Origin of the sequence: Pseudomonas sp. PAMC 26793, from assembly GCF_000313235.1 — a bacterium.
In the GTDB taxonomy this organism is placed as follows: domain Bacteria; phylum Pseudomonadota; class Gammaproteobacteria; order Pseudomonadales; family Pseudomonadaceae; genus Aquipseudomonas; species Aquipseudomonas yamanorum.
The window spans coordinates 24,482-45,738 of the sequence record NZ_AMXG01000026.1; the positions used below are offsets into that span (position 1 = coordinate 24,482).

The window sequence follows — 21,257 nt, forward strand, 5'->3', positions numbered from 1 at the left end:
AAGGGGTCTTCCTGTAGGTCATGATGCTCACCTCCAATAACCGGGGAACATGCTGATGCGCCGCTTGAGGGCGAGGGGGAGCTGGCGCTCCAGATGGCCCAGCCGGTAGCCGAGCAATTTGAACGCGCTGCGCACCAGTACTTCGGGTACGCGGTGCAATGCACCGGCTTCGCGTAAAGCTCGAAGCTCAGCCAGTACATAGCGTTTACCTTCACCGCCGGCATCGCCAAAAGCCTGGCGAATCCACGGCTCGCGGCCGTAGAACACGCCAATGTCGAAGTAGCGGTGAAACTCATCCATGAGACGGTAATCGTGGGAGTGATAGACCAGGGCGGTGGCGGCATAGCGCACCTTGTAGCCTTCCAGCAGCATGCGGGCGGCGACGTAGGCGTCCTCGCTGCCGATCACATCCTCGGGGAAACCACCGACGGCTTGCAGGGCGCTGCGCCGGTACACCGAAAAAGAATCCGAGCTGAAGCAGGTCTTGATCCCCAGCTCCGGCGCATCCGCCAGGCTTTTGCTGCGGCTCTGCGGCGGGTAGTTAAAGTGGCGTGACTGGGCCCCCAGCACACCGGCATCCGGGTGCGGCAGTTGGCGGCCATAGGCGACGCCGTTGAGCGGGTCCAGTTCCAGCTCGCCCACCAGGTTGGCGAAGGTCTCGGGTTCGGCGGGGATCGCGTCCTGGGTCATCACGATCAGCGCGTCACCGTCGACTTGTTCGCTGGCCCAGCGGCGGGTGCCGCCATGGTTGAAGTCCTTGGCATCGATCACTTCGACCCGTACGCCGAACTCGCGAAAACGCGCCACGGTGTCGTCGCTGGAGGCGCTGTCGACCACCAGGGTTTCGTCCGGTTGCAGGGTTTGCATGCGCAGCGCCGGCAGCAGCCGGTCGAGGTGGCTGGCTGCGTTGCGGGTCGGGATGATCAGGGCGGTACGCATCACTGCTTCACTTCGGCCGGAGCCCGGCCGTAGATGTCGTCAAAACGCACAATGTCGTCTTCCCCCAGGTACTCGCCGCTCTGCACCTCGATCATCACCAGGTCGATGATGCCGGGGTTGGTCAGACGGTGTTTGTGCCCGGCCGGGATGTAGGTGGACTCGTTGGCGTTGATCAGGAATTCACGGTCGCCGTTGGTAATCATCGCCGCGCCGCTGACCACCACCCAGTGCTCGCTGCGGTGGTGGTGCATCTGCAACGACAGCGAGGCACGCGGCTTGACCACGATGCGCTTGATCTTGAAGCGGCTGCTTTCTTCCAGCACGGTGTAGGTGCCCCACGGCCGGGTCACGGTGCGGTGCAGGCTGAACGCCGGATGGTCCTGGCGCTTGAGCTCGGCGACGATGTAGCGCACGTCCTGGCTGCGGTTGGCGTCGGCAATCAGGATCGCGTCCGGGGTGTCGACGATGATCAGGTCGCTCACGCCCACCGCGCCCAATACGCGCTTGGGCGAGTCGATGAAGCAGTTGTGCACGTCGTGCAGGATGGCTTCACCGTTGACCTGGTTACCGTTGGCGTCGCTTGGGGTGAGCTGGCGCACCGCGTCCCAGGAACCGATATCACTCCAGCCGATGTCGCAGGGCACCACGGCCACTTTCGCGGATTTTTCCATCAGCGCCACGTCGATCGAGATATCGGGCGCAGACCCGAAGCCTTCGGCGCTCAATTCGCGCTGGCGGCAGTTGTTGTTATTCAGGCTGTGGCTGTGGTCGAGGGCGGCTTTGGCGGCGTCGAGGACGGCGGGGGCATGCAGCGCAAGCTCGTCGAGCAATGTGCTTGCCTTGAAGCAGAACATTCCTGCATTCCACAGGTGCTTGCCGCCGTCCAGATAACCTTGGGCGGTGGCCAGGTCGGGCTTCTCGACGAAGCGCTTGACCCGGAAACCCTGGCCCAGTGCTTCGCCTTGTTCGATATAGCCGAAGCCGGTTTCCGGGTGGTCGGGCTGGATGCCGAACGTCACCAGGTAGCCGGCTTCCGCCAGCTCGCGGGCCTGGGTGACGGCATCGGCGAAGGCGCTTTCATCGCGGATCAGGTGGTCGGCGGGCATCACCAGCAACTGCGCCTCGCCGCCGAAATTCTCCTGCACATGCAGGGCGGCCACGGCGATCGCGGCGGCAGTGTTGCGGCCAAACGGCTCCAGCAGCAGGTCGAGGGCCAGGTGGGTCTTGTTGACCACGCGGTAGTCATCGAGGGTGCGAAACAGCATCTCGCGGTTGGTCACCGTCAGCACGCTTTCCACGCCCGGCAAGTGACTGGCCCGCAGGAAGGTCTTCTGCAACAGGCTTTGGTCGTCACGCATGCGCATGAAGGGCTTGGGCATGTTCTGCCGCGACACTGGCCACAGCCGGGTGCCCGAGCCACCGGAAATGATGCAGGGAATCAAGCCGTTGAGGGTGCTCATCAATAGACTTCCTTGGTCGAAAGGACGGCCGGGACCGTCATGAAAACGATGTACAAGTCGAACCACACCGACCACTTCGAGATGTACTCCAGGTCGTACTCAACGCGTTTCTGAATCTTGAACAGGGTGTCGGTCTCACCACGATAGCCGTTGATTTGCGCCCAGCCAGTGATGCCCGGTTTCACCCGGTGCCGCGAGCTGTACTCGCTGACGGCGACTTCGTAGGGCACCCCGGCCGCCTTGGTCGCGGTGGCATGGGGCCGCGGGCCGACCATCGACATGTTGCCCAGCAGCACGTTGAACAACTGCGGCAGCTCATCAATGCTGGTCTTGCGAATAAACCGGCCCACGCGGGTGATGCGCGGGTCGCCGCGAGTGGTCTGGCGGTCGGCGTTGAAGTCACTCATCTCGGCGTACATCGAGCGGAACTTGAACACCCGGATCACGTTGTCGTTGTAGCCAAAACGGTTCTGGCGAAACAGCACAGGGCCTTTGGAGTCGAGCTTGATGGCTATCGCCGTGATCAGCATGATCGGCGACAACGCCACCAGCCCCAGGGTCGCCAGGATCAGGTCTTCGCAGCGCTTGATAAACGGCGACCAACCCCGCAGCGGCACATGGGAGGTGTTGAACATCAGGATGCCGCCCACATCGGTGATGCGGCTGTGGCCGTAACGCAGGGCGGCCATGTCGGGCACCAGCATGACGTTGACCGACATCTGCCGCAGGCGCTTCACCAGCCCGTTGATCCGCTGTTCGGCGGCCCAGGGCAGGGTGATCATCACCTGGTTGACCTGCTCGGAGCGGATCAGTTTTTCCAGGTCGCGGGTGTTTCCCAGCAGCGGCAGGTTGCTCAATTCCTTGGGAATACGCTCGGTGCGGTCGTCGATAAAACCGATCAGGCCGGAGCGGATATCGCCGTTGCGTTGCAAGTGGTCGGCCACGTGCACGGCGGTGTCGGTGAAGCCGAGGATCACCGTGCGTTGCAGGTATTTGCCGTTCGCCATCAGGTTGCGAAACAGACGCAGCATCACCATCCGCTCCAGCCCGAACAACGCGAGGCTGGTGACAAACCAGAACGCCAGGTTGCGCGGGCTCAACTGCGGGAACATCAGCAGAATCTGGTACATGAACAGCAGGATGCAAAACGCCGAAGACCAGGCCACCAGCATGGTGCGAAACCGCAGGCGGTTGCTGAACAACTCCTCGGAGTAAACCCCCATGGCCTGGAACAAAATAATCGTCATGATCGCGAAGAACAGCAGCAAGCCGAGAAAGTGCGCGCGCAGTTCAGTGGCCATCGGTTCCGGATAAAACAGCAGGATCAGTGCCGGAAAAACAGCGGTGAGACCGTGCATCAACTTTACGAAAACAACAAAAAACTCAATAAAACCGGCCCGGGTCAAAAACAGGCTGTCGACGGACGACTTCTCGCGCATAAAAACATCCCTCATTGCACACCAGGGCTTCCTTGTTCGGCTGCTCATCCATAAAGGCAGGGCTTGCTTTATAAGTGGCGCCAGACGAACGGCTTGCTTCGCTGGGTAATACGCAATTACCTATCTATTTGCAGGGAATTTGCGGGGTAATGGCTAAATGATGGTTCTCTTTTCCTTGCTCGTCAAGGTTTTGACTTTTTTATAAAGGTATCGATCTAGACACATTATTTAATCATCTATGTGACAAATTGTTGACTATCTAGGTCGGGTTCTCGGGTTCTTCGAGAACAAAATGCTGGCGTTTTGGAGTGTAGGAACAAATTTAGGAAATTTCCTGCGGCTGAGGAAAACCTTTTTTTGACGGAGGTCGGATGCGGGGTTTTTTGGGGACAATTGACGAGTGGTGAGGACGTGAGTCCATCACCACATTGAGGCGGTACTAACCTTAAAAATTGCCTTTCAAACTGACGGTAAAGTTGCGCGGTTCGCCGTAGAAATTACCCCAGTCGGCCGTTCCCACCGTCTGATAGTAATTTTTGTCGAAGAGATTGTTACCGTTCAGCGCCACCGTCCATGTGTCATCAACCCGGTACGCCAACCGCGCATTCCATACCGCATAACCGGCTTGTTCCAGTTTGATGCCTTGAATTCGGTAGTTGCTGCTCTGGGCGTTGACGCCGGTGCCGACGCTCCATTTCGACAGCGTGCCGTCCAGCTGATAATCGCCCCACAAGCGCAGCATGTGTCGCGGCACGTAGCTGTTTGCGACCGCGCCAATTGCGGCGCTGTTGATGTTGTTGAGATTCTTGGTCTGGGTGTAGGTGTAGCCGCCCGCCACTTGCAAGCGTTCCAGCAACTCGCCACTCAACTCGGCTTCGACACCTTGTGCGCGAACCTTGCCAGTGTCGGTGTAGCAATAGCCGTCTGCCGAGGTACCGCATTGGGTGGTGTAGTCGGTTTCGGCGGCGTTTTTCTCGATAGCGCGGAACAATGCCAGCGAGCTGTTGAGGCGCCCCTCAAACCATTCGCCCTTGATGCCCAGCTCGTAGTTTTCGCCGATTTTGGGCTTGAGGGCGGCGCCGGTCACCGTGGCGTTGGAGCTTTGTGGCTGGAAGATATCGGCGTAGCTGGCGTACACCGAAAGGTTGTCGTCGAGGTCATAGATCACTGCGGCGAACGGCGTGACTTCACCGGTTTCCTTGGTGCGTGCGTCCTGCAGGGCCCATTCGCCCCAGGCGAGGTTATTCGACTGGCGGCGGTTTTCGAACCAGCTGACGCGACTGCCGAGCACCACCATCAATGGCTCGGCCAGCCTCAGGCGCAAAGTGGCGTAGGTACCGTACTGGGTGGCGGTTTCCTTGACGGTGCCGCCCCGGTACATGTTGGGCCAGAAGGTATCGTTGGCGGGCTGCGGGAAGTGGTGATTGGGCAGGAAGATACTTTGCCGGTCGGGCAGGCTCCGGATCGCGTAGACATCGTCCTGGGTGCCACGGCTGCCATTGGCGCCGATGATGAGTTCATGCTGCAAACCGAACGCTTCGAACTTACCGTCCAGGTAGGCATCCAGTCCGAAATCCCGGTGGTCGTAGTCAAACAGCGCAGCGTACATCTCAGCGGTTGGCGCCGGATCACCGTACTTCACGGTGCCTTGGCTGGCGGCGTATTTGATGTCTTGCAGGTTGCGGCTGTTCACCGCCGTGACCTTGAGTTGCCAGTCGTCGTTGAAGTGGTGGGTGAGGTCGGCAAACAGCGTAGTGCGTTGGCTCTGCCAGTCGTTCCAGGCCTGGCCCAGGCAGGTGGAACGGCTCAGGCCGATGCTCTTGCCGTCGCTGTAGCGCGGCACACCGCCCCAGCAGGGCGTTGCATCGACATCTTCGTAGCTGGCACCGATGCCCAGGGTGGTGTCGGGCGAGAGGTCAACATCCAGTGCGAGGTAGACAGCTTGGTCCTGGCGCTTGGAGACGTCCATGTACGAGCCACGGTTCTGTTGGCTGACCACGGCGCGGCCGCGTACGGTGCCGCTGTCATTGAGCGGGCCGCCGGTATCGACGTCGGCGCGGTAGTTGTCCCAGGTGCCGGCAGACAGCGACAGGCTGGTGGTGGGTTTGTCTTGTGGCCGCTTGCGCACGAAGTTCACCGCACCACTGGCGGTGCCGGCGCCCTTGAGCATGCCGGCTGCGCCCTTGAGCACTTCCACCCGGTCATAGATCGCCATGTTGGCGGTGAAGCTGTCGGCCTGTACGTAGTCTTTGCCGATGTCCAACGGCACACCGTCGAACTGGTATTGGCCGAGCATCTTGAAACCACGGGAATAGAAATACTTGCCACCCATAGGTGAGTCGTAGGTGGTGATGCCCGGAGTGTGTTCCAGCAATTGATCGATGGTGGTGATGTTCTGGTCGTCGATCAGCTTGCGGGTCATGACGCTGACCGATTGCGGTGTTTCCCGCAGGCTGTGGGCGCCCTTGCCGATGGTCACCGCGCCGGTGGTGTAGGAACCGCTGCCGTCAGTGGTGACACCGAGGTGTTCGCCGGTCACGGTGGTGGCACCCAGGTTCAGCGCGCCGGTGTCTGCGACTTGCGGCAACAGCAGCCAGGTGTTGTTGCTCTGGCGTTGGGCTTGCAAGCCCTGGCCCTGGATCAATTGGCTCAAGGCCTGTTGGCTGTCCAGGGCGCCGTTGATGCCGGGGCTGGTCTTGCCGGCGACGCTGGTGGCGTCATAGGACAGGCTGATACTCGCCTGGCGCGCAAACTGGTCGAGCACCGTGGCCAATGGGCCGGGTGCGATGTTCCAGTCACGGGCCTGGGTGTCGCTGGCAGGCGTTTGCGCCATGACGGCCAGGGGCAGGACGCTGCCGTTCAGGCAGGCACCGAGCAGGGCGGCGTGCACCGCATGCTTGAGGGGAGAACGCTTGGAGGGGAACGCTTGCATGGCCGCGGAATGCTCCTGAAGGAAGTGGACAGAATCGGCCTGTTGATCGGCCTTTCCTTACAGGTCGAGCGAAGATGAGAATTTACCTCATTTATTTTCGGAAGGTCATGCACGAGCTGCGACGGTCACCCAATAACGGCTGCGATAGGTGATGTTCACCGACAATGCCTGTGCCACCAGGGTCAGGACCTGATCGGTATCGTCCAACTGGTAAGTCCCGGACACACGCAGGCCGGCGACCGCTTCGCTGCAGCGCACCAGCCCATTGCGGTAACGGCTCAGCTCCGCGAGGAAATCGTCCAGACGCATGTTGTGAGCGCTGATCACACCGTCGCTCCAGGCCCAGGGATCCAGGCCTGTGGTGGCGGGTGGACGCAAGCCGTTTCGATCAAACAGCACCTGCTCGCCGGGCTGTATCACCCCTCGTGCGCTGGCCTGATGGCTGTCGGCGAATACCGCGACGGTGCCTTTTTGCACGGCGAGCAAGGTGCCGTGGGGCTCCTCGCGCACCATGAACCGGGTGCCCAAGGCGCGCAGATAACCGTCGCGGGTTTGCACCCAGAAGGGCCGTGGCGCGCTACCGTCGGCGCCCATGTCGATCAGGATTTCACCCTGGCGCAACTGCACCAGACGCCTGTCGGTGTTGAAGGCTGTGTCGATGGCGCTGGCACTGTTGAGCTGGATACGGCTGCCATCGTCGAGGGCTACCCAACGCCGCTCTCCGGTGGCGGTGCGGTAGTCGGCCAGCAGGCCGGGCAATGGCGTGTAGTCGCGGCCGAACCATGTCAGCCCTGCGGCACCGGCGAACAGCCCGAGCAACTTCAACCCTTCACGGCGGCTGATGCGTTGGCGGGCACCTTGCAAGGCATGACGGCCGATCTGTGCCGGCAACTGCGCAAACTCGTCACTCATCGACGAGACCCGTTGCCAGGCCTGCTGGTGATCGCCACTGGTTTCAAGCCAGCGTTCGAAGGCGGCCGTGGTGGCGTCATCGGCAATATTGAACCGCAGCTTGATCATCCACTGGATCGCCTGGTCCACCAATGGCGGATTAGCCTTCGGCATAACGCAACCGATAACAGGCGTGCAGTGCCTTGGCCAGGTCGCGCTCCACGGTGGCCTTGGACACCCCCAGGCGCAGGGCGATCTGTTGGCAGGTCAGGCCGTCCAGTTGCGCCAGCAAAAACGCTTCGCGCACCCGTGGCTTGAGTTGGTCCAGCAGGCGGTCGATGCGCTCCAGGCTGTCGAGGATCAGCAGGCGGGTTTCTGCCGACGGCACCTCGACTTCCGGGAAATGTGCGAGACTCTCCAGATAGGCACGCTCCAGTTCGCGGCGGCGATACTGGTCGATCATCAGGCTGCGGGCGATGCTGCTCAGGTAGGCCCGGGGTTGCAGCAAGGCTTGCTGCTTGCGCGCATTGAGCAGGCGCACGAAGGTTTCCTGCGCCAGGTCGGCGGCGTGCTCACGGCAGCCCGTACGCCGGCTCAACCAGCCGCGCAGCCAGGAATGATGGGCATGGTAGAGCTGGCCGATGGCGGCATGATCCAGTGGGTGGTCGCTCGACATGGGCATCCTGGCGTGGGCGTCTTAATTGATAACGGTTCGCATTCTATGCGTTGGCCAGAGGATTGGGCAATCATTGCCGTGTGGATTTGGCGGGATGCACAAACCCACACAGGCTTGACGGGGTTGCGGCTAAGCCTTGCGCAGGTGCAAACACTCGATCGAGCGGTCGACGGTGGTCTTGGCAATTTCCAGCAAATGCCACACCGCCAACAACTTCGCCCGCTCGGGGCTTTGCAGCAGTTCGCCGCAGTCGAGGGCGGTGGCCGAGGCGCTGCTGAGCAGGCTCGCGGTGTAGAGCAGGGCGTCTTCGAAACTCAGGTCTTCGTTGACGGTGTGGAAGCCCTGGGAAGGCAGGTAGTGTTCGAGTGCGCGATTGAACGCGGCGCGGTTTTTCAGCAGGTCGCTAGGTGGGTCGGGGACGGCTTTATTCATGGTGTAACTCCTTATGAGACCAGGAGCCGGCCCCCATCGCGACTAAACGATGGGTGGCGGCTGTACGCAGGTTAGTCGACCGGCCACAAGGAAAATCCGGCGCACCCGAAGGTGCCCTGCGCACAGCCACCATAAAACCTCATGATGAAACCATGCGCCTTGTGAAGGTTCGGGCGACTAAACCCGTTCACTGATGAGCAGTGAAGGGGCGAAGACTAGCCACCGGTTCCGACAGGCACAAGGCCGAAAGATTGTCTCGGAAACGTCCCGCAAATCAAAGGGATTTAGCCTGCTGGCCCTTTATTCATATCCGAATGGCCTCGCGAATTTTCCCCAAGGCTAATCTCAACGTCGCCAAATCAATCGACCCCAACGCCACCCGCAACGCATGCGGCACATGGGCCGTACAGGCGAACGGCTCTGCACTGGTGACGCGTACACCCAGGCCCTCCAGCGCGGCCACCACGGCATCCGCCCGCAGACCTTCGGGCAACACCAGCCACAGGTAATACGACGCCGGATGCGCAATCACCTCACACCCTCGCAATACCTCCCGGGCCAGCGCCTGGCGTTGGCGCGCATCCTGACGCTTCTGTTCCTCCAGCGTATCCACCGCGCCGGACTCGATCCAACGGCAGGCCAGGTTCACCGTGAGCGTCGGTGTGCTCCAGGTCGAGACGCGAATCGCTTGCTCCAGCGCCGGTACCCACGCTTGGGGCGCCACGATAAACCCTACCCGCAACCCCGACGCTACGCTCTTCGACAGGCCGGACACGTATACCGTGCGCAACGGCGCATAGGTGAACAACGGCTTGGGGGCGGGCTCGGCGAGAAAGGCGTAGGCGCCGTCTTCGATCAGTAGAAAATCGTAGCGCTCAGCCAACACTGCAAGGCGTTGGCGGTCGGTTTCGCTCATCACCGTGCCCAGCGGATTGTGCAGGGTGGGCATGCAGTAAAACGCCCGTACCGGGCGCCGTTTGCACAAGGCCTCCAGTGCATCCAGATCAGTATGGCCAGCCGGTTGCGGCAGAGGCTCCAGGTCTATGCGCTGGGACTGGGCCAGGGTTTTCAACCCGGGATACGTCAGTGCATCAACCGCCAGCACATCCCCCGGTTGCAGCAACGCCATCAGGCTGACAGAGAGACCTTGCTGCGCCCCGTTGACGATCAGCACCTGCTCGCCACCCACGCGAATCTGCCGATTACGCAGGTGCCGCGCCGCCGTCTGCCGCTCATGGGCGCGGCCACCCTGAGGGGCCGAATGCAGCAGGGCATCGAGGTCGCCCGAGGCGGCGATGGCGCGCAAACCGTCTCGCAGCATTTCGGCCTGGCCGGGCAGCGAAGGGTAGTTCAGGCTCAGGTCCACGGTGCCCGGTTGCAGCGGTTGTTGAACCAGGCCCATGCCTCGCAGCAGGGTGGTATCGCGCACAAACGTGCCGCGCCCTGGCTCGCCCACTACCAGACCACTGGCCTCCAGCTCGCTGTACACCCGCAACGCCGTCGCCAGAGCAATGCGATGGCTGTTCATCAGGCTGCGCACGGTCGGCAACTGGGTGCCCGGCGGCAATTTTCCGGCGCGAATCCGTGTGGCCAGTTCATCGACAATCAGTTTGTAGCGGACCTGAGCCATGGTGCGTTCCCGTGTAAAGCGTATCTAGATCAATTTTTTGTTTGTATCAGGTGAGCTGATTAATCTACAGGCTTTCCCGGTGGATGGCTTGAGCATGATCGACCTCGCAACCCTGGCTGTTTTCTCTGGCGCAGTCCTGCTGCTGTTGTTATCCCCGGGGCCGAACATGGCTTTCGTCATCAGCCACGGCGTGACCTATGGCTGGCGTGGCGGGGTGGCGTCGGGGTTGGGCATCAGCGTGGCGGACCTGCTGCTCACGGCGCTGACCGCGACCGGCGTGACTGCACTGGTCGCCAGTTGGCCGCCGGCCTTCGACCTGATTCGCTACGCCGGGGTGTTGTACCTGCTGTGGCTGGTGTTCAAGACCCTGCAAAAAAAGCCCGCCCTGGACACGTCCCACGTCACCCGCGTGCCGCTGGGCCGCGTGTTTTTGCGGGCGATGCTCAACAGTTTGCTCAACCCCAAGGCGTTGCTGTTTTTCATGGTGTTCCTGCCGCAGTTCGTCAGCCCCAAGGCGGGGCCCATTGTGCTGCAACTGGTGGTGCTGGGGATCATCCTGACATTGATCAGCGGTGTATTTCATGCCGTGCTGGGGATCTTCGGCGGGGCGCTCAGCCGGTTTTTTGTCGGCAAGTCGGGCAGCGCAGGCTTACAGAAATGGGGCCTGGCGACCGTGCTGATGGTGCTGGCCGTACGGTTGGCATTGATGTCTCGCCCGACGTGAAATCCCACTTATAAAAGGACGTTACCCATGTACATCGCAGCCTTTATCTACAAGCCTGGTGAACGGGATGACGAGTTCCAGCGCCTCACGGATTTGATCGACGCACTGGCGGCAAGGCTGCCGGGATACGTGGGGGCCGAGTCGTGGCGCTCGGCGGATGGGCGTTTGATCAACGCCAGTTATTACTGGCGTGATGAAGCGTCAATCCGCGCCTTTGCCAGCCACCCGACCCACCTGGAAGCCAAGCGTCTGTACCGCCGGTGGTACGGCGGCTATCACGTGGTGATTTCCAGAGTGGAGCGGGCCTATGGGGATGGAACGATCGGGCATCTGGTGCCCGCCGACCGCCACGGGCATGCGAATGCTTAACCCAACCGTGCCGCCGCCCGTGCCACGATTTCACCCCGGGTCTTGCGCGACTCGGCGGTGCGCTTGCGGGCTTCCTCCAGCACATGCGGCGGCGCGGTTTCCGGCCGGCCTGCATTGAACGGCGGCGCCGGGGCGTATTCAATCTGCAACTGCACCAGTTGCGCTGCCGCCTCGCTGTACAGCTCGGCCGCCAGGGTAAGGGCAAAGTCGATCCCGGCGGTGATCCCGCCCCCGGTCAACAGGTTGCCGTCACGCACTACGCGCTCCTGCACCGGGATCGCGCCGAGCGGGGCGAGCAGGTCGTGGTAGGCCCAGTGGGTGGTCGCACGACGCCCGCGCAGCAAGCCCGCCGCACCCAGCACCAGGGAGCCGGTGCACACCGATGTCACATAGCGCGCGGTCTGGGCCTGTGCCTTGAGAAACGCCAGGGTCTGCTCATCCTCCATCAATGCCCCGACGCCAGAACCGCCGGGCACGAAAATCACATCCAGCATCGGGCACTCGTCATAAGTGGTGCTGGGGGTAAACACCAAGCCGGTGCTGGAGGTGACCGGCGCGAGGTCCTTCCACACCAGGTGCAGTTTCACATCCGGCAGCGATCCCAACACGTCGTAGGGCCCGGTGAGGTCCAGTTGCTGGATGCCAGGGAACAACAAAAAGCCGATCTGCAAGGTCATGGGGAATGCTCCGGATAAAGGGATGGACGGCTTCACTCTAGTCACCTAGGCTTTGGCGCATACGCCATTGAGCCCACGAATTACGCCAACATGCCCAGAATCATCAACGTGCTCGCTTTTCCCAATGTGCAGGTCCTCGACGTCACCGGGCCCTTGCAAGTGTTTGCCTCGGCCAACGACCTGGCGCGCCAGCAGGGTTTGCCATTGCCCTATGCGGTCAGTGTGATTGCCGCCCAGGCCGAGCCGGTGATGACCTCGGCGGGCCTGGCGCTGGTGGCCGAGCCGTTGCCGGCCGCCGATGCGCCGTGCGACACGTTGGTGATCGCAGGCGGTTGGGGCGTGTACGGGGCCGCCGAAGATCCGGCGCTGGTGGACTGGGTTCGGCAAAAAGCCACCCAAGCCAGACGCATCACCTCGGTGTGCACCGGCGCCTTTCTGCTGGCCGCCAGTGGTTTGCTCGATGGCTGCCGCGTGGCGACCCACTGGACCCGCTGCGAAGAACTCGCGCGCAAATACCCACAGCTGACGGTGGAAGCCAATCCGATTTTCATCCAGCAGGGCAACCTCTGGACCTCCGCTGGCGTGACCGCCGGCATCGACCTGTGCCTGGCGCTGGTGGAGGAGGACCTGGGCCGCGCCGTGGCCCTGGAAGTGGCGCGGCACCTGGTGGTGTTTCTCAAGCGCCCCGGTGGGCAATCGCAGTTCAGCGTGACGCTGTCCCTGCAAAAGGGCGGCAGCCGTTTTGCGGAGTTGCACGCCTGGATCGCCGAACACCTGACCCTCGATTTGAACGTTGCCACACTGGCCGCCCAGGCGGGCATGAGCGAGCGCAGTTTCGTGCGCCACTACCGCGCCGAAACCGGCCAGACGCCTGCGCGGGCCGTCGAGCTGATCCGCGTGGAAACCGCCCGCCGGCAACTGGCTGACAGCAGCGCGTCGATCAAACGCATTGCGCTGCACTGCGGCTTTGGCTGCGAAGAAACCATGCGCCGCAGCTTCCTGCGGGCGGTGTCGATCACGCCCCAGGCCTACCGCGAACGGTTTTGCGCCCCCGGTTGAAGCAGGGCCTGCTTGAACGAATAGGTACGTTTTTGTATCAAGGTGCTATGTTACCAACAGTCCATTGCGCAGTGTCTTGATCCCAGGCCTCTACGTCGCGGTTTTGAAACTTCCCGGCGTGCGCACAGCTCATGAATTCACTACCTCCTGTCCTTGTCGAACTACGCGCGGCGACCGCTGCGCTGCACCGACGCCTCGATACCCGTCTGCCGTTTCCCCGCATGGACCTGGCGCTGTACCGCGAGCTGATGAGCGCCTACTACGGCTTCTATCAACCGCTGGAGCGGGCTCTGGCCCCGTGGGGTGAAATCATCCCTGACCTGGAATGGGGACGGCGCAGCAAAACCCCCTACCTGCAGGCGGATTTGCGGGCGCTTGGGCTGGAGAACCCTCAAATCGACGCCTTGCCGTTGTGCTCCGAACTGCCCGCCATCACCAACGTAGCCCAGGCCTTGGGCGCCCTCTACGTGCTGGAAGGCGCAACCCTCGGCGGCCAGGTGTTGCGTGACCTGATCGAGATCAAGATTGGCGTGGGTTCCACCAATGGCGGCGCATTCATGAATGTGTACGGCGCGCAAACCAGCGCCCTATGGCAGCGCTTCCTCGAGTGCCTTTATCCCCTGCAAATTCCGACCGAACGCCTGGAGGCGGTGAGCGTCGCCGAGTCGACTTTTACCTGTTTCGAGCAGTGGCTGGACCATTGCGGAGTGCTGCGATGACCACGGTCGATACGCTGATAGACGACTGCGCCAACGAGCCCATCCACATTCCCGGATCGATCCAGCCCCACGGCTTGTTGTTGACGCTGAGCGAACCGGCGCTTGAGGTACTGCAAGCCAGCAGCAACTTGACCGTCGCCCTGGGCCTGGGCGCGGAAAGTGCGTCGGGCCAGGCGCTGGCCAGTGTGCTGGGTAGCAAGGCCGCAGCGCAGGTGAGCCGTGCCCTGGCGGACCTGGACGCTGACGAAGATGAGGTGCATCAACTGACGCTGGATGGCTACGCCTACGACATCCTTCTGCATCGTCATCAGGGCCTGCTGTTCCTCGAGCTGGAGCGGGCCATGACCCTTGAGCACCGCGCCGTGGGGCAACTCGCCCGCACGCTGCGCCGCTTGCAGTCAGCCAAGACGCTGGAAAGTTTGTACCAGACCTGCGTCACCGAGATTCGCAGCCTCACCGGGTATGACCGGGTCACCTTGTACCGCTTCGAGCAGGAAGGCCATGGCAAGGTCATCGGTGAGGCCCTCAGCGAGGGCATGCAGCCGTACCTGGGATTATGTTTCCCTGCTTCGGACATCCCGCCCCAGGCTCGTGAGTTGTACCGGCTGAACTGGATCCGCGTGATTCCCGACGCCGAGTACCAGCCGGTGCCGATCCTGCCGGCCTTGCGCCCCGACAACGGCCAGCCCCTGGACCTCAGCTTCGCCGTTTTGCGCAGCGTGTCGCCGGTGCACTGCCATTATTTGAAGAACATGGGCGTGCGTTCCTCCATGAGCATTTCGCTGCTCAAGGACGACCAGCTCTGGGGCCTGATCACTTGTGGTCACCGTGAGCCGTTGCGTGTGCCCCATGAACTGCGCACCGCCTGCACCAGCATCGGCCAGTTGTTGTCGATGCAGATCACGTTGCTCCAGGAGCAGCAGGAGCGCCGCCAACAACGCGACAAGGCCGCCATGGTCGAAGAGATGGTCGCGGCCATGTCGGCCGTTCAGTGCGATGTAATGGAAAGCCTGCTGCCGTACGCGCAAACGTTGCTGAACCTGGCGGCCGCCGGTGGCCTGGCGATATTGGTGGAAGAGCGTCTGCATGTGTTCGGCGTTTGCCCCAAACGTGCTGAAATCCACGCCTTGTACCAATGGGTGCGCGGGCAGGGCAAAGGCGTGGTGCACAGCCATCAACTGTCTGTGGATTTCCCCCCGGCGGCGGCCTATCAGGCCCACGCCAGCGGCCTGTTGGCGTTCTGCCTGCCCAAGCCGGTGGACAACGCGGTGATGTGGTTTCGCCCGGAGGTCAAGTCCACGGTGGAATGGAGCGGCCAGCCGGTCAAACATCAGGGGCCGGGCAGCACGACCTTGAGCCCGCGCCTGTCGTTTGAGCTGTGGAAGCAGCAGGCCGACGGCAAGGCCCTGTTCTGGTCACTCTCGGAGTTGCTGGCGGTGGAGAGCCTGCGGCGCAATGCCCTGGAGCATGACCTCGCCCGCCAGGTCCAGCGCCAGGATGAAGCCGTACGGGCGCGCGATGAACTGGTGGCGGTGGTCTCCCATGACCTGCGCAGCCCACTGACGATCCTGCTGATGCAATGCGGCATGATGCGCAGCCTGGTGCCCGCCGAGGACAGCAAGGCTGGCCGACGCCTGTCCAGTGCGATTGAAACCATGCAAAACGCCACGTCCCGCATGAACACGCTGCTGGAAGACTTGATCGATATCTCGCGCATCGAGGCCGGGCGCTACAGCGTGTCACTGCAACCACTCGATGTGGCCGCGACTCAGGAGCAGATCTGCTCGATGTGGCAGCCGCTGGCGGCCGCCAAAGGGGTGGACCTGGCTTGGCGCTCCGTGCCCGGGCTGTGTGTGCAGGCCGATCCGGAGCGGCTGTTCCAGGTGTTTTCCAATCTGCTGGGCAACGCCCTGAAATTCACCCCGGTGGGCGGTGTGATCGAGGTGATTGCCGAGGCCACGGGGGACGAGGTGCTGTTTCGGGTGTGCGACAACGGCGTCGGCATCGACCCTGCGCAGCTGCCGTATATCTTCGACCGCTACTGGACCTCCCGCGTGGGCAACCCCACCGGCAGCGGGCTGGGGTTGTACATTTCCCACGGCATCATCGAGGCCCACGGCGGCACCCTGTGGGCTGAAAGCGTGCTGGGGCAGGGCAGCGTGTTCAGCTTCAGGATCTCGGCGGGGGGCTGAGGCTCAGCAGCTCGAATATCGCCTCAAGGGTCGCTTGGGGCGCTTCCTGGGGAATATTGTGGCCCACACCGGCCAGCACTTCGCGTCGATAAAACCCGCTGAAATTTTCCAGGTCGTCATCTTCAACCGGGGCCGGACCTACGCCGTCATCAGCGCCGCACAACGAGATGCTCGGCACCGAAATCGGTGGTGGCTGCACCAGCGCCTGCTCGATGCTTTCCAGGGCCGGATCACCCAGCGCGTACATGAAGCGGTGACGGTAAGAGTGGACCACCACCTCGACAAAATCCGGGTTATCAAACGAGGGTGCGGTCTTGTCATACAGGCTTGGCCCCTCAGCCCAAGACGGTGACCAGAGCGCCCACAGCAACTGGCAGAACTCACGCCGGTTGGCGGTCAGTCCGTCGACACCCCGTTGGGTATGAAGGTAAAACTGATACCACAGCCGATGCTCTGTTTCCGGCGCCCGAGGCTTGATCGACGCAGCGATATCCTGAATGTTGTAGCCATCGCCCGTCACCAGCCCCCGCACCCGTTCAGGCCATAGCGCCGCCACAATACACGCCGCGCGTCCGCCCCAGTCATAGCCCACCAGCGTGGCTTTTTCGATGGACAGGGCATCCATGAAATCCAGCAAATCCTTGGCCAGCGCCGCTTGTTGGCCGGAGCGCATCACCTGATCGTTGATAAAACGCGTGGGTCCATAACCCCGCAGGTACGGCACCAGCACCCGGTAGCCACGTGCGGCGACCACCGGGGCGATCTCGTCGTAGCCGCGAGGATCATAGGGAAAACCGTGCAGCAGGATCACCACCTCGCCGCCTTCCGGGCCATGGGCTTCGTAGGCGAGATCGAGCATGGGCGTGCGGATTTGGAGGGTGGGCATGGAGGCTCCAAGGGTGGAGGGAACGTGTTGGAACTGTAGACCAAGCGGATTACTGAACGTCGTGGGAATGACGACAATTGCTTTACTTGTGATGTTTGCCAAATAACCTGTGGCGAGGGAGCTTGCTCCCGTTGGGCTGCGCAGCAGCCCCAGGTTTTGTTGACGGTGTTCTTTAAATTAGAGGGCGATGAGCTTTTTGGGGCCGCTTCGCGCCCCAGCGGGAGCAAGCTCCCTCGCCACAGTGAGGGGCTGACTTAAATCTCTGGGTGGCTGATGAAGTGATGCCGCCACAAATCCGCGCCCAGTTTTCCCGAGCGATCCAGCGGCGAGCACACAGGTGTCAGTTTGGATGCCACACACCAGCACCCGGTCCGGCGCGAGGCTTTTGAGGTGGCTGATGGTCTCGGGCGTCGGGGCGTTCACCCGCCAGTCGGGCGGGGTGAAGGCGGGTTTTACGTCGATGATCAGCAGAACCTGGCGCGGTCTATGTGGGAGCTGGCTTGCCTGCGATGGCGGTGGATCAGCTCATACATCAATGACTGAAACACCGCTTTCGCAGGCAAGCCAGCTCCCACAGGGTTACTCCTGTGCCTTCAGATTGTGCTCAGCCTCAAGGCTGCCAAACCGTCTTCACCCCACTCAACTTCCGGTCCAGAAACGTCGCTGCGCTGATCAATGCCAAATGGCTCAACGCCTGTGGCGTATTGCCCAAATGCCGTGCCTGGTTATCGAACTCTTCGGCATACAACCCCAGCGGGTTGGCATAGCGCAGCAACTGTTCAAACTCCAGATGCGCCTTCTCCACTTGCCCGGCCCGGGCCAGGCATTCCACGTACCAGAACGAGCACGCCGCGAACGCGCCTTCGGTGCCTTGCAAGCCGTCAATCTGGCTGTCGTCGTTGCGGTAGCGGTACACCATGCCGTCACGCACCAGGCTTTTCTGGATCGCTTCCAGCGTCGACAACCAACGTGGGTCCGTCGCCGCGACGAAGCGTACCAGCGGCATCAACAGCATCGAGCCGTCCAGTGCCGTGCTGCCGATATGCTGCACAAAGTGGCCGCGTTCTTCGTTCCAGAAGTTGCTCCAGATATCCGCGTAAATCGCCTGGCGGGTCTGGTCCCAGCGGGCAAACGGTGCCGGCAGCGAGCGCTTGGATGCCAGGCGAATCGCCCGGTCCAGGGCCACCCAGCACATCAACCTTGAGTGCAGGAAGTGATGCTGCTCACCGCGCATTTCCCAGATGCCGACGTCTTTGTGGTTCCAGGTTTCGCAGACCTGATCAGCCACTTCCACGGTGTGCTTCCAGCCCTCGTGGGAGATGGCTTCACCGTATTTGTTGACCAGGTATACGGCATCCATCAGCTCGCCGTAGATGTCCAGTTGCACCTGGTCGTAGGCTTCGTTGCCGATGCGCACCGGTTGCGCGCCGCCGTGGCCGCTGAGGTGGCTCAGCTCGGTTTCCGGCAGCTCCTGGCGGCCATCGATGCCGTACAGGATGTTGATTTTCATCGGCTGATCGCAGCAGTCACCCACCCGGCCTTTCAGCCAGCGCATGTAGCCGTTGGCTTCTTCGATAAACCCCAGGCGCATAAAGGCGTAGACGGTGAACGAGGCGTCGCGGATCCAGGTGTAGCGGTAGTCCCAGTTGCGCTCGCCGCCAGGTGTTTCCGGCAAACCGAAGGTGGCGGCGGCGAGGATGGCGCCGTGTTTGCGAGAGGTCAAAAGCTTCAAGGCCAGGGCTGAACGATTGACCATCTCGCGCCAGCGCCCACGGTAGTTGGACTGGGCGATCCAGCCGCGCCAGAATTTCAGGGTGCGCTCCAGGCACAGGTCGGTGCAGTCGTTCTTGACCCTTACATCGTCGAGGCTGCCGAGGACAAATTCGGCGCCTTCTTCCTGGCCCAGGTCAAAGCTCGCCACGGCGGCATCACCTTCCAGCTGCATGGCGTGGCTGCCAGCCAGGCGCAGGCCGGGTTGGTCTGCGGCCTCGAACAACACGTCGCCGTCAGCTTCAGTGGCCCGGGTCTGGGCGCGGGCGTAGTCATGGCGTACCGCGCAACGCATATGAATGCGCGCCTTGCCGCTGACCACCCGCACCCGACGAATCAGGATGGGCAGGTCGTCGACTTCTTCACTGATGGTCAGGAAGTCGGTGATTTCCACCACCGCCTCATCGCTCAACCAGCGGGTTTGCAGCACGTTGGTGTCCGGCAGGTAGATCTGCTCGCGGCGAGCGTCGGGCAGGTCCGGGGTGAGCTGGAAGATGCCGGCGGCGGGGGAGTCGAGTAACGAGCAAAAGATCGAGGGGCTGTCGAACTCCGGCCAGCAGAAGAAATCGATGCTGCCCTTGTCGTTCACCAGCGCCGCACTGCGCATGTCGCCGATGATGCCGTGGGCATCAATGGCACTTTGTGGTTCGTTTTTCAGATCAACCATTGCCACGAAACTCCGGATAAAGGCTCATGCCGCCGTCAATAAACAAGGTGCTGCCCACCACGTAGTCGGAGGCATCACTGGCCAGCCACACCACCGCATTGGCCACGTCCTCGACGTCACCCACGCGGCCATAGGGAATCAATTTGAGTAGCTCCACCTCGGCCGCGCCTTCGGTGGCGGCGCGGTTGATAGCCGTGCGGATCGCCCCCGGCGCAACGCCGTTGATGCGGATGCGCTGCTGGCTGACTTCCTGGGCCAGGGTGCGCATCAGCATTTCCACGCCGCCCTTGGAGGCGGCGTAGTTCACGTGCCCGGCCCAGGGGATTACCTGATGGACCGAACTCATGTGAATAATCTTCCCGGCGGCCCGGGACACCCCTTCGCGGATGCCCTGGCGATTGAAGATGCGCAAGGCGGCGCGGGCGCAGAGGAACTGGCCGGTGAGGTTGACGCCGATCACCGCGTTCCAGTCGTCTAGCGTCATGTCGACGGCCGCTGCGTCTTTTTGCATGCCCGAGTTGGCCACCAGAATGTCCAGGTGGCCAAAGGCATCGAGAGTTTGTGCAAACAGCCGCTCGACATCCGCTTCTTTCGACACATCGGCGCCAATTGCAATAGCCCGCCCGCCGTTGGCATTGATCTGTGCCGCCAGTGCTTCAGCCGGCGCCGCCTGGGCGTTGTAGTTCAGCACCACGGCGGCTCCGGCCTCCGCCAGGGCCTTGGCGGCCCCCGCGCCGATCCCGGAACTGGCGCCGGTAACCAGCGCCACTTGTTGCTCCAATGAAATGCGCATTGCCCACCAACCTTTTTCCAGAGTGCCCACTTAGCTGACTGATGGCGTGGGCCACAAGTTCACCGACTGTCTGGAATGCGACGATGGCTGTCTATATCTATCGTTTTCGCCACAGGGCTTTTCGCTAGAATCAAGGCCTGAACGACGCGAGACCTGAGCCAATGACCCGCCAACCCCGCCCATGGCTTGAAGCCTACGCCGACAACTACCGCAATGATGACGTGGTGCACCCCCATTGCCACGCCCAGGCGCAACTGATCCATGGTGTGTCCGGGGTGATGGTGGTCAGCACTGCTCAGGGCAGTTGGCTGGTGCCGTCCGGGCATGCGCTGTGGGTGCCGGCCGGCACCCCGCACGAAATCCGCATGGCCGGCGATGTGCACATGCGCACGCTGTTCCTGATGCCCGACGCCGAGCCGGGGCTTGGGCGTACCTGCCAGGTGATCGAAGTGTCGGCGCTGCTGCGGGAACTGATCGTTGCTGCTACACAGATTGCCGGGCACCACAGCCCGCGCCTGCAGGCCATGATCGAATTGATCCGCATGGAGCTGCTCGCCGCGCCGGTGGTGGCGATGCACGTGCCGGTGCCTGGCGAGGCTCGTCTAGCCAGGTTGTGCACGCATTTCATCCGTAACCCGTCCGACGACAGCAGCCTGGAGTCGTGGGCCGACAGCCTGAACATGAGCGCCCGCACCTTGAGCCGGGTGTTCCAGCGTGAGTTGGGCATGAGTTTCGGCGAATGGCGCAAGCGCGCGCGGTTGGCCTTGAGCTTGAAGTTGCTGGCCCAGGGTGTATCAATTCTGGAGGTGGCGCTGGAGCACGGGTACCAGAGCCCGAGTGCGTTCAGTGCGATGTTTCGCAAGTCGTTGGGGTATCCGCCGAGTCATTTTCGGCCGGGGGCTTAGTGTTGCGTCGAGTAACGCTATTGTCCGGTTAGCGACGATACATGGCCCTGACGCGGGCGAATCGGACAGGCCATCTGCCTAATCTGCAAGGCTCTCT

At 62.1% G+C, this 21,257-nt stretch carries 18 protein-coding genes and 1 pseudogene; 6 read left to right on the plus strand and 13 right to left on the minus strand.

The features are described 5' to 3' along the window. Positions 1-27 precede the first annotated feature (27 nt). The 8 genes from D109_RS0110515 to D109_RS0110550 all read right to left on the minus strand — a co-directional run bounded on the left by D109_RS0110515 (position 28) and on the right by D109_RS0110550 (position 10,399). Positions 28-939 carry a glycosyltransferase family 2 protein gene (locus D109_RS0110515; protein WP_017476846.1) on the minus strand — a complete coding sequence of 304 codons (912 nt, stop codon included), beginning with the start codon at positions 937-939 and terminating at the stop codon, positions 28-30. Then, a complete protein-coding gene (locus tag D109_RS0110520) occupies positions 939-2,399 on the minus strand; it encodes a mannose-1-phosphate guanylyltransferase/mannose-6-phosphate isomerase (protein WP_017476847.1) in 1,461 nt (486 codons plus the stop codon). The genes D109_RS0110515 and D109_RS0110520 overlap by 1 nt, the downstream gene beginning before the upstream one ends. Continuing rightward, on the minus strand, positions 2,399-3,838 hold the full coding sequence (locus D109_RS0110525; protein ID WP_017476848.1) for an undecaprenyl-phosphate glucose phosphotransferase: 1,440 nt from the start codon (positions 3,836-3,838) through the stop codon (positions 2,399-2,401). The genes D109_RS0110520 and D109_RS0110525 overlap by 1 nt, the downstream gene beginning before the upstream one ends. Before the next feature lie 445 nt (positions 3,839-4,283). Next, positions 4,284-6,770: a TonB-dependent receptor gene (locus D109_RS0110530; RefSeq protein ID WP_017476849.1), complete on the minus strand. Its 2,487-nt coding sequence runs from the start codon at positions 6,768-6,770 to the stop codon at positions 4,284-4,286. A gap of 105 nt (positions 6,771-6,875) precedes the next feature. Beyond that, positions 6,876-7,835, minus strand: a complete 960-nt coding sequence (locus D109_RS0110535; protein WP_017476850.1) for a FecR domain-containing protein — start codon at positions 7,833-7,835, stop codon at positions 6,876-6,878. Next, positions 7,822-8,337 carry a sigma-70 family RNA polymerase sigma factor gene (locus D109_RS0110540; protein ID WP_017476851.1) on the minus strand — a complete coding sequence of 172 codons (516 nt, stop codon included), beginning with the start codon at positions 8,335-8,337 and terminating at the stop codon, positions 7,822-7,824. Before D109_RS0110540 ends, D109_RS0110535 begins: the two co-directional genes overlap by 14 nt. Positions 8,338-8,466: 129 nt before the next feature. Then, positions 8,467-8,769 (minus strand): DUF6124 family protein, encoded by a 303-nt coding sequence (locus D109_RS0110545; protein WP_017476852.1) that lies wholly within the window; start codon positions 8,767-8,769, stop codon positions 8,467-8,469. 304 nt (positions 8,770-9,073) lie between these two features. Beyond that, the gene (locus D109_RS0110550; protein ID WP_017476853.1) at positions 9,074-10,399 is read right to left on the minus strand and encodes a PLP-dependent aminotransferase family protein; all 1,326 of its coding nucleotides are present in this window, start codon (positions 10,397-10,399) and stop codon (positions 9,074-9,076) included. 94 nt (positions 10,400-10,493) lie between these two features. Between D109_RS0110550 and D109_RS0110555 the strand changes: the two genes are divergently transcribed. Next, on the plus strand, positions 10,494-11,123 hold the full coding sequence (locus D109_RS0110555; RefSeq protein WP_017476854.1) for a LysE family translocator: 630 nt from the start codon (positions 10,494-10,496) through the stop codon (positions 11,121-11,123). Between the two features lie 27 nt (positions 11,124-11,150). Next, entirely contained in the window at positions 11,151-11,492 is a 342-nt protein-coding gene (locus D109_RS0110560; RefSeq protein ID WP_017476855.1) for an antibiotic biosynthesis monooxygenase, read from the plus strand. Here the strand turns inward: D109_RS0110560 and inhA are convergent. Beyond that, entirely contained in the window at positions 11,489-12,169 is a 681-nt protein-coding gene (gene inhA, locus D109_RS0110565; RefSeq protein WP_017476856.1) for an isonitrile hydratase, read from the minus strand. The genes D109_RS0110560 and inhA overlap by 4 nt on opposite strands. A 90-nt stretch (positions 12,170-12,259) precedes the next feature. On the opposite strand from inhA, the gene D109_RS0110570 reads away from it, so the two are divergent. The 3 genes from D109_RS0110570 (at position 12,260) to D109_RS0110580 (ending at position 16,139) form a co-directional block, all read left to right on the plus strand. Further along, positions 12,260-13,228 (plus strand): GlxA family transcriptional regulator, encoded by a 969-nt coding sequence (locus tag D109_RS0110570; RefSeq protein WP_017476857.1) that lies wholly within the window; start codon positions 12,260-12,262, stop codon positions 13,226-13,228. Between the two features lie 131 nt (positions 13,229-13,359). Further along, a complete protein-coding gene (locus tag D109_RS0110575; RefSeq protein WP_026077877.1) occupies positions 13,360-13,947 on the plus strand; it encodes a biliverdin-producing heme oxygenase in 588 nt (195 codons plus the stop codon). Continuing rightward, complete coding sequence (locus D109_RS0110580; protein WP_017476859.1) at positions 13,944-16,139, plus strand: ATP-binding protein; 2,196 nt, start codon at positions 13,944-13,946, stop codon at positions 16,137-16,139. The genes D109_RS0110575 and D109_RS0110580 overlap by 4 nt, the downstream gene beginning before the upstream one ends. Here the strand turns inward: D109_RS0110580 and D109_RS0110585 are convergent. The 4 genes and pseudogenes from D109_RS0110585 to D109_RS0110595 all read right to left on the minus strand — a co-directional run bounded on the left by D109_RS0110585 (position 16,117) and on the right by D109_RS0110595 (position 20,255). Then, positions 16,117-17,025: an alpha/beta fold hydrolase gene (locus D109_RS0110585; protein WP_017476860.1), complete on the minus strand. Its 909-nt coding sequence runs from the start codon at positions 17,023-17,025 to the stop codon at positions 16,117-16,119. The genes D109_RS0110580 and D109_RS0110585 overlap by 23 nt on opposite strands. Before the next feature lie 254 nt (positions 17,026-17,279). Further along, positions 17,280-17,496, minus strand: a pseudogene (locus D109_RS1000000134895) (hypothetical protein). Positions 17,497-17,635: 139 nt separating this feature from the next. After that, entirely contained in the window at positions 17,636-19,462 is a 1,827-nt protein-coding gene (locus D109_RS0110590) for a glycoside hydrolase family 15 protein (RefSeq protein WP_017476861.1), read from the minus strand. Continuing rightward, entirely contained in the window at positions 19,455-20,255 is an 801-nt protein-coding gene (locus D109_RS0110595) for an SDR family oxidoreductase (protein WP_017476862.1), read from the minus strand. The genes D109_RS0110590 and D109_RS0110595 overlap by 8 nt, the downstream gene beginning before the upstream one ends. Before the next feature lie 161 nt (positions 20,256-20,416). Between D109_RS0110595 and D109_RS0110600 the strand changes: the two genes are divergently transcribed. After that, positions 20,417-21,160: a helix-turn-helix domain-containing protein gene (locus D109_RS0110600; RefSeq protein ID WP_017476863.1), complete on the plus strand. Its 744-nt coding sequence runs from the start codon at positions 20,417-20,419 to the stop codon at positions 21,158-21,160. Positions 21,161-21,257: the final 97 nt, after the last annotated feature.

What these genes read in the sequence shown, in the direction of transcription:
- D109_RS0110515 (WP_017476846.1), bottom strand. Translation starts at nt 939, where the DNA reads ATGCGTACCGCCCTGATCATCCCGACCCGCAACGCAGCCAGCCACCTC.
- D109_RS0110520 (WP_017476847.1), bottom strand. Translation starts at nt 2,399, where the DNA reads ATGAGCACCCTCAACGGCTTGATTCCCTGCATCATTTCCGGTGGCTCG.
- D109_RS0110525 (WP_017476848.1), bottom strand. Translation starts at nt 3,838, where the DNA reads ATGCGCGAGAAGTCGTCCGTCGACAGCCTGTTTTTGACCCGGGCCGGT.
- D109_RS0110530 (WP_017476849.1), bottom strand. Translation starts at nt 6,770, where the DNA reads ATGCAAGCGTTCCCCTCCAAGCGTTCTCCCCTCAAGCATGCGGTGCAC.
- D109_RS0110535 (WP_017476850.1), bottom strand. Translation starts at nt 7,835, where the DNA reads ATGCCGAAGGCTAATCCGCCATTGGTGGACCAGGCGATCCAGTGGATG.
- D109_RS0110540 (WP_017476851.1), bottom strand. Translation starts at nt 8,337, where the DNA reads ATGTCGAGCGACCACCCACTGGATCATGCCGCCATCGGCCAGCTCTAC.
- D109_RS0110545 (WP_017476852.1), bottom strand. Translation starts at nt 8,769, where the DNA reads ATGAATAAAGCCGTCCCCGACCCACCTAGCGACCTGCTGAAAAACCGC.
- D109_RS0110550 (WP_017476853.1), bottom strand. Translation starts at nt 10,399, where the DNA reads ATGGCTCAGGTCCGCTACAAACTGATTGTCGATGAACTGGCCACACGG.
- D109_RS0110555 (WP_017476854.1), top strand. Translation starts at nt 10,494, where the DNA reads ATGATCGACCTCGCAACCCTGGCTGTTTTCTCTGGCGCAGTCCTGCTG.
- D109_RS0110560 (WP_017476855.1), top strand. Translation starts at nt 11,151, where the DNA reads ATGTACATCGCAGCCTTTATCTACAAGCCTGGTGAACGGGATGACGAG.
- inhA (WP_017476856.1), bottom strand. Translation starts at nt 12,169, where the DNA reads ATGACCTTGCAGATCGGCTTTTTGTTGTTCCCTGGCATCCAGCAACTG.
- D109_RS0110570 (WP_017476857.1), top strand. Translation starts at nt 12,260, where the DNA reads ATGCCCAGAATCATCAACGTGCTCGCTTTTCCCAATGTGCAGGTCCTC.
- D109_RS0110575 (WP_026077877.1), top strand. Translation starts at nt 13,360, where the DNA reads ATGAATTCACTACCTCCTGTCCTTGTCGAACTACGCGCGGCGACCGCT.
- D109_RS0110580 (WP_017476859.1), top strand. Translation starts at nt 13,944, where the DNA reads ATGACCACGGTCGATACGCTGATAGACGACTGCGCCAACGAGCCCATC.
- D109_RS0110585 (WP_017476860.1), bottom strand. Translation starts at nt 17,025, where the DNA reads ATGCCCACCCTCCAAATCCGCACGCCCATGCTCGATCTCGCCTACGAA.
- D109_RS0110590 (WP_017476861.1), bottom strand. Translation starts at nt 19,462, where the DNA reads ATGGTTGATCTGAAAAACGAACCACAAAGTGCCATTGATGCCCACGGC.
- D109_RS0110595 (WP_017476862.1), bottom strand. Translation starts at nt 20,255, where the DNA reads ATGCGCATTTCATTGGAGCAACAAGTGGCGCTGGTTACCGGCGCCAGT.
- D109_RS0110600 (WP_017476863.1), top strand. Translation starts at nt 20,417, where the DNA reads ATGACCCGCCAACCCCGCCCATGGCTTGAAGCCTACGCCGACAACTAC.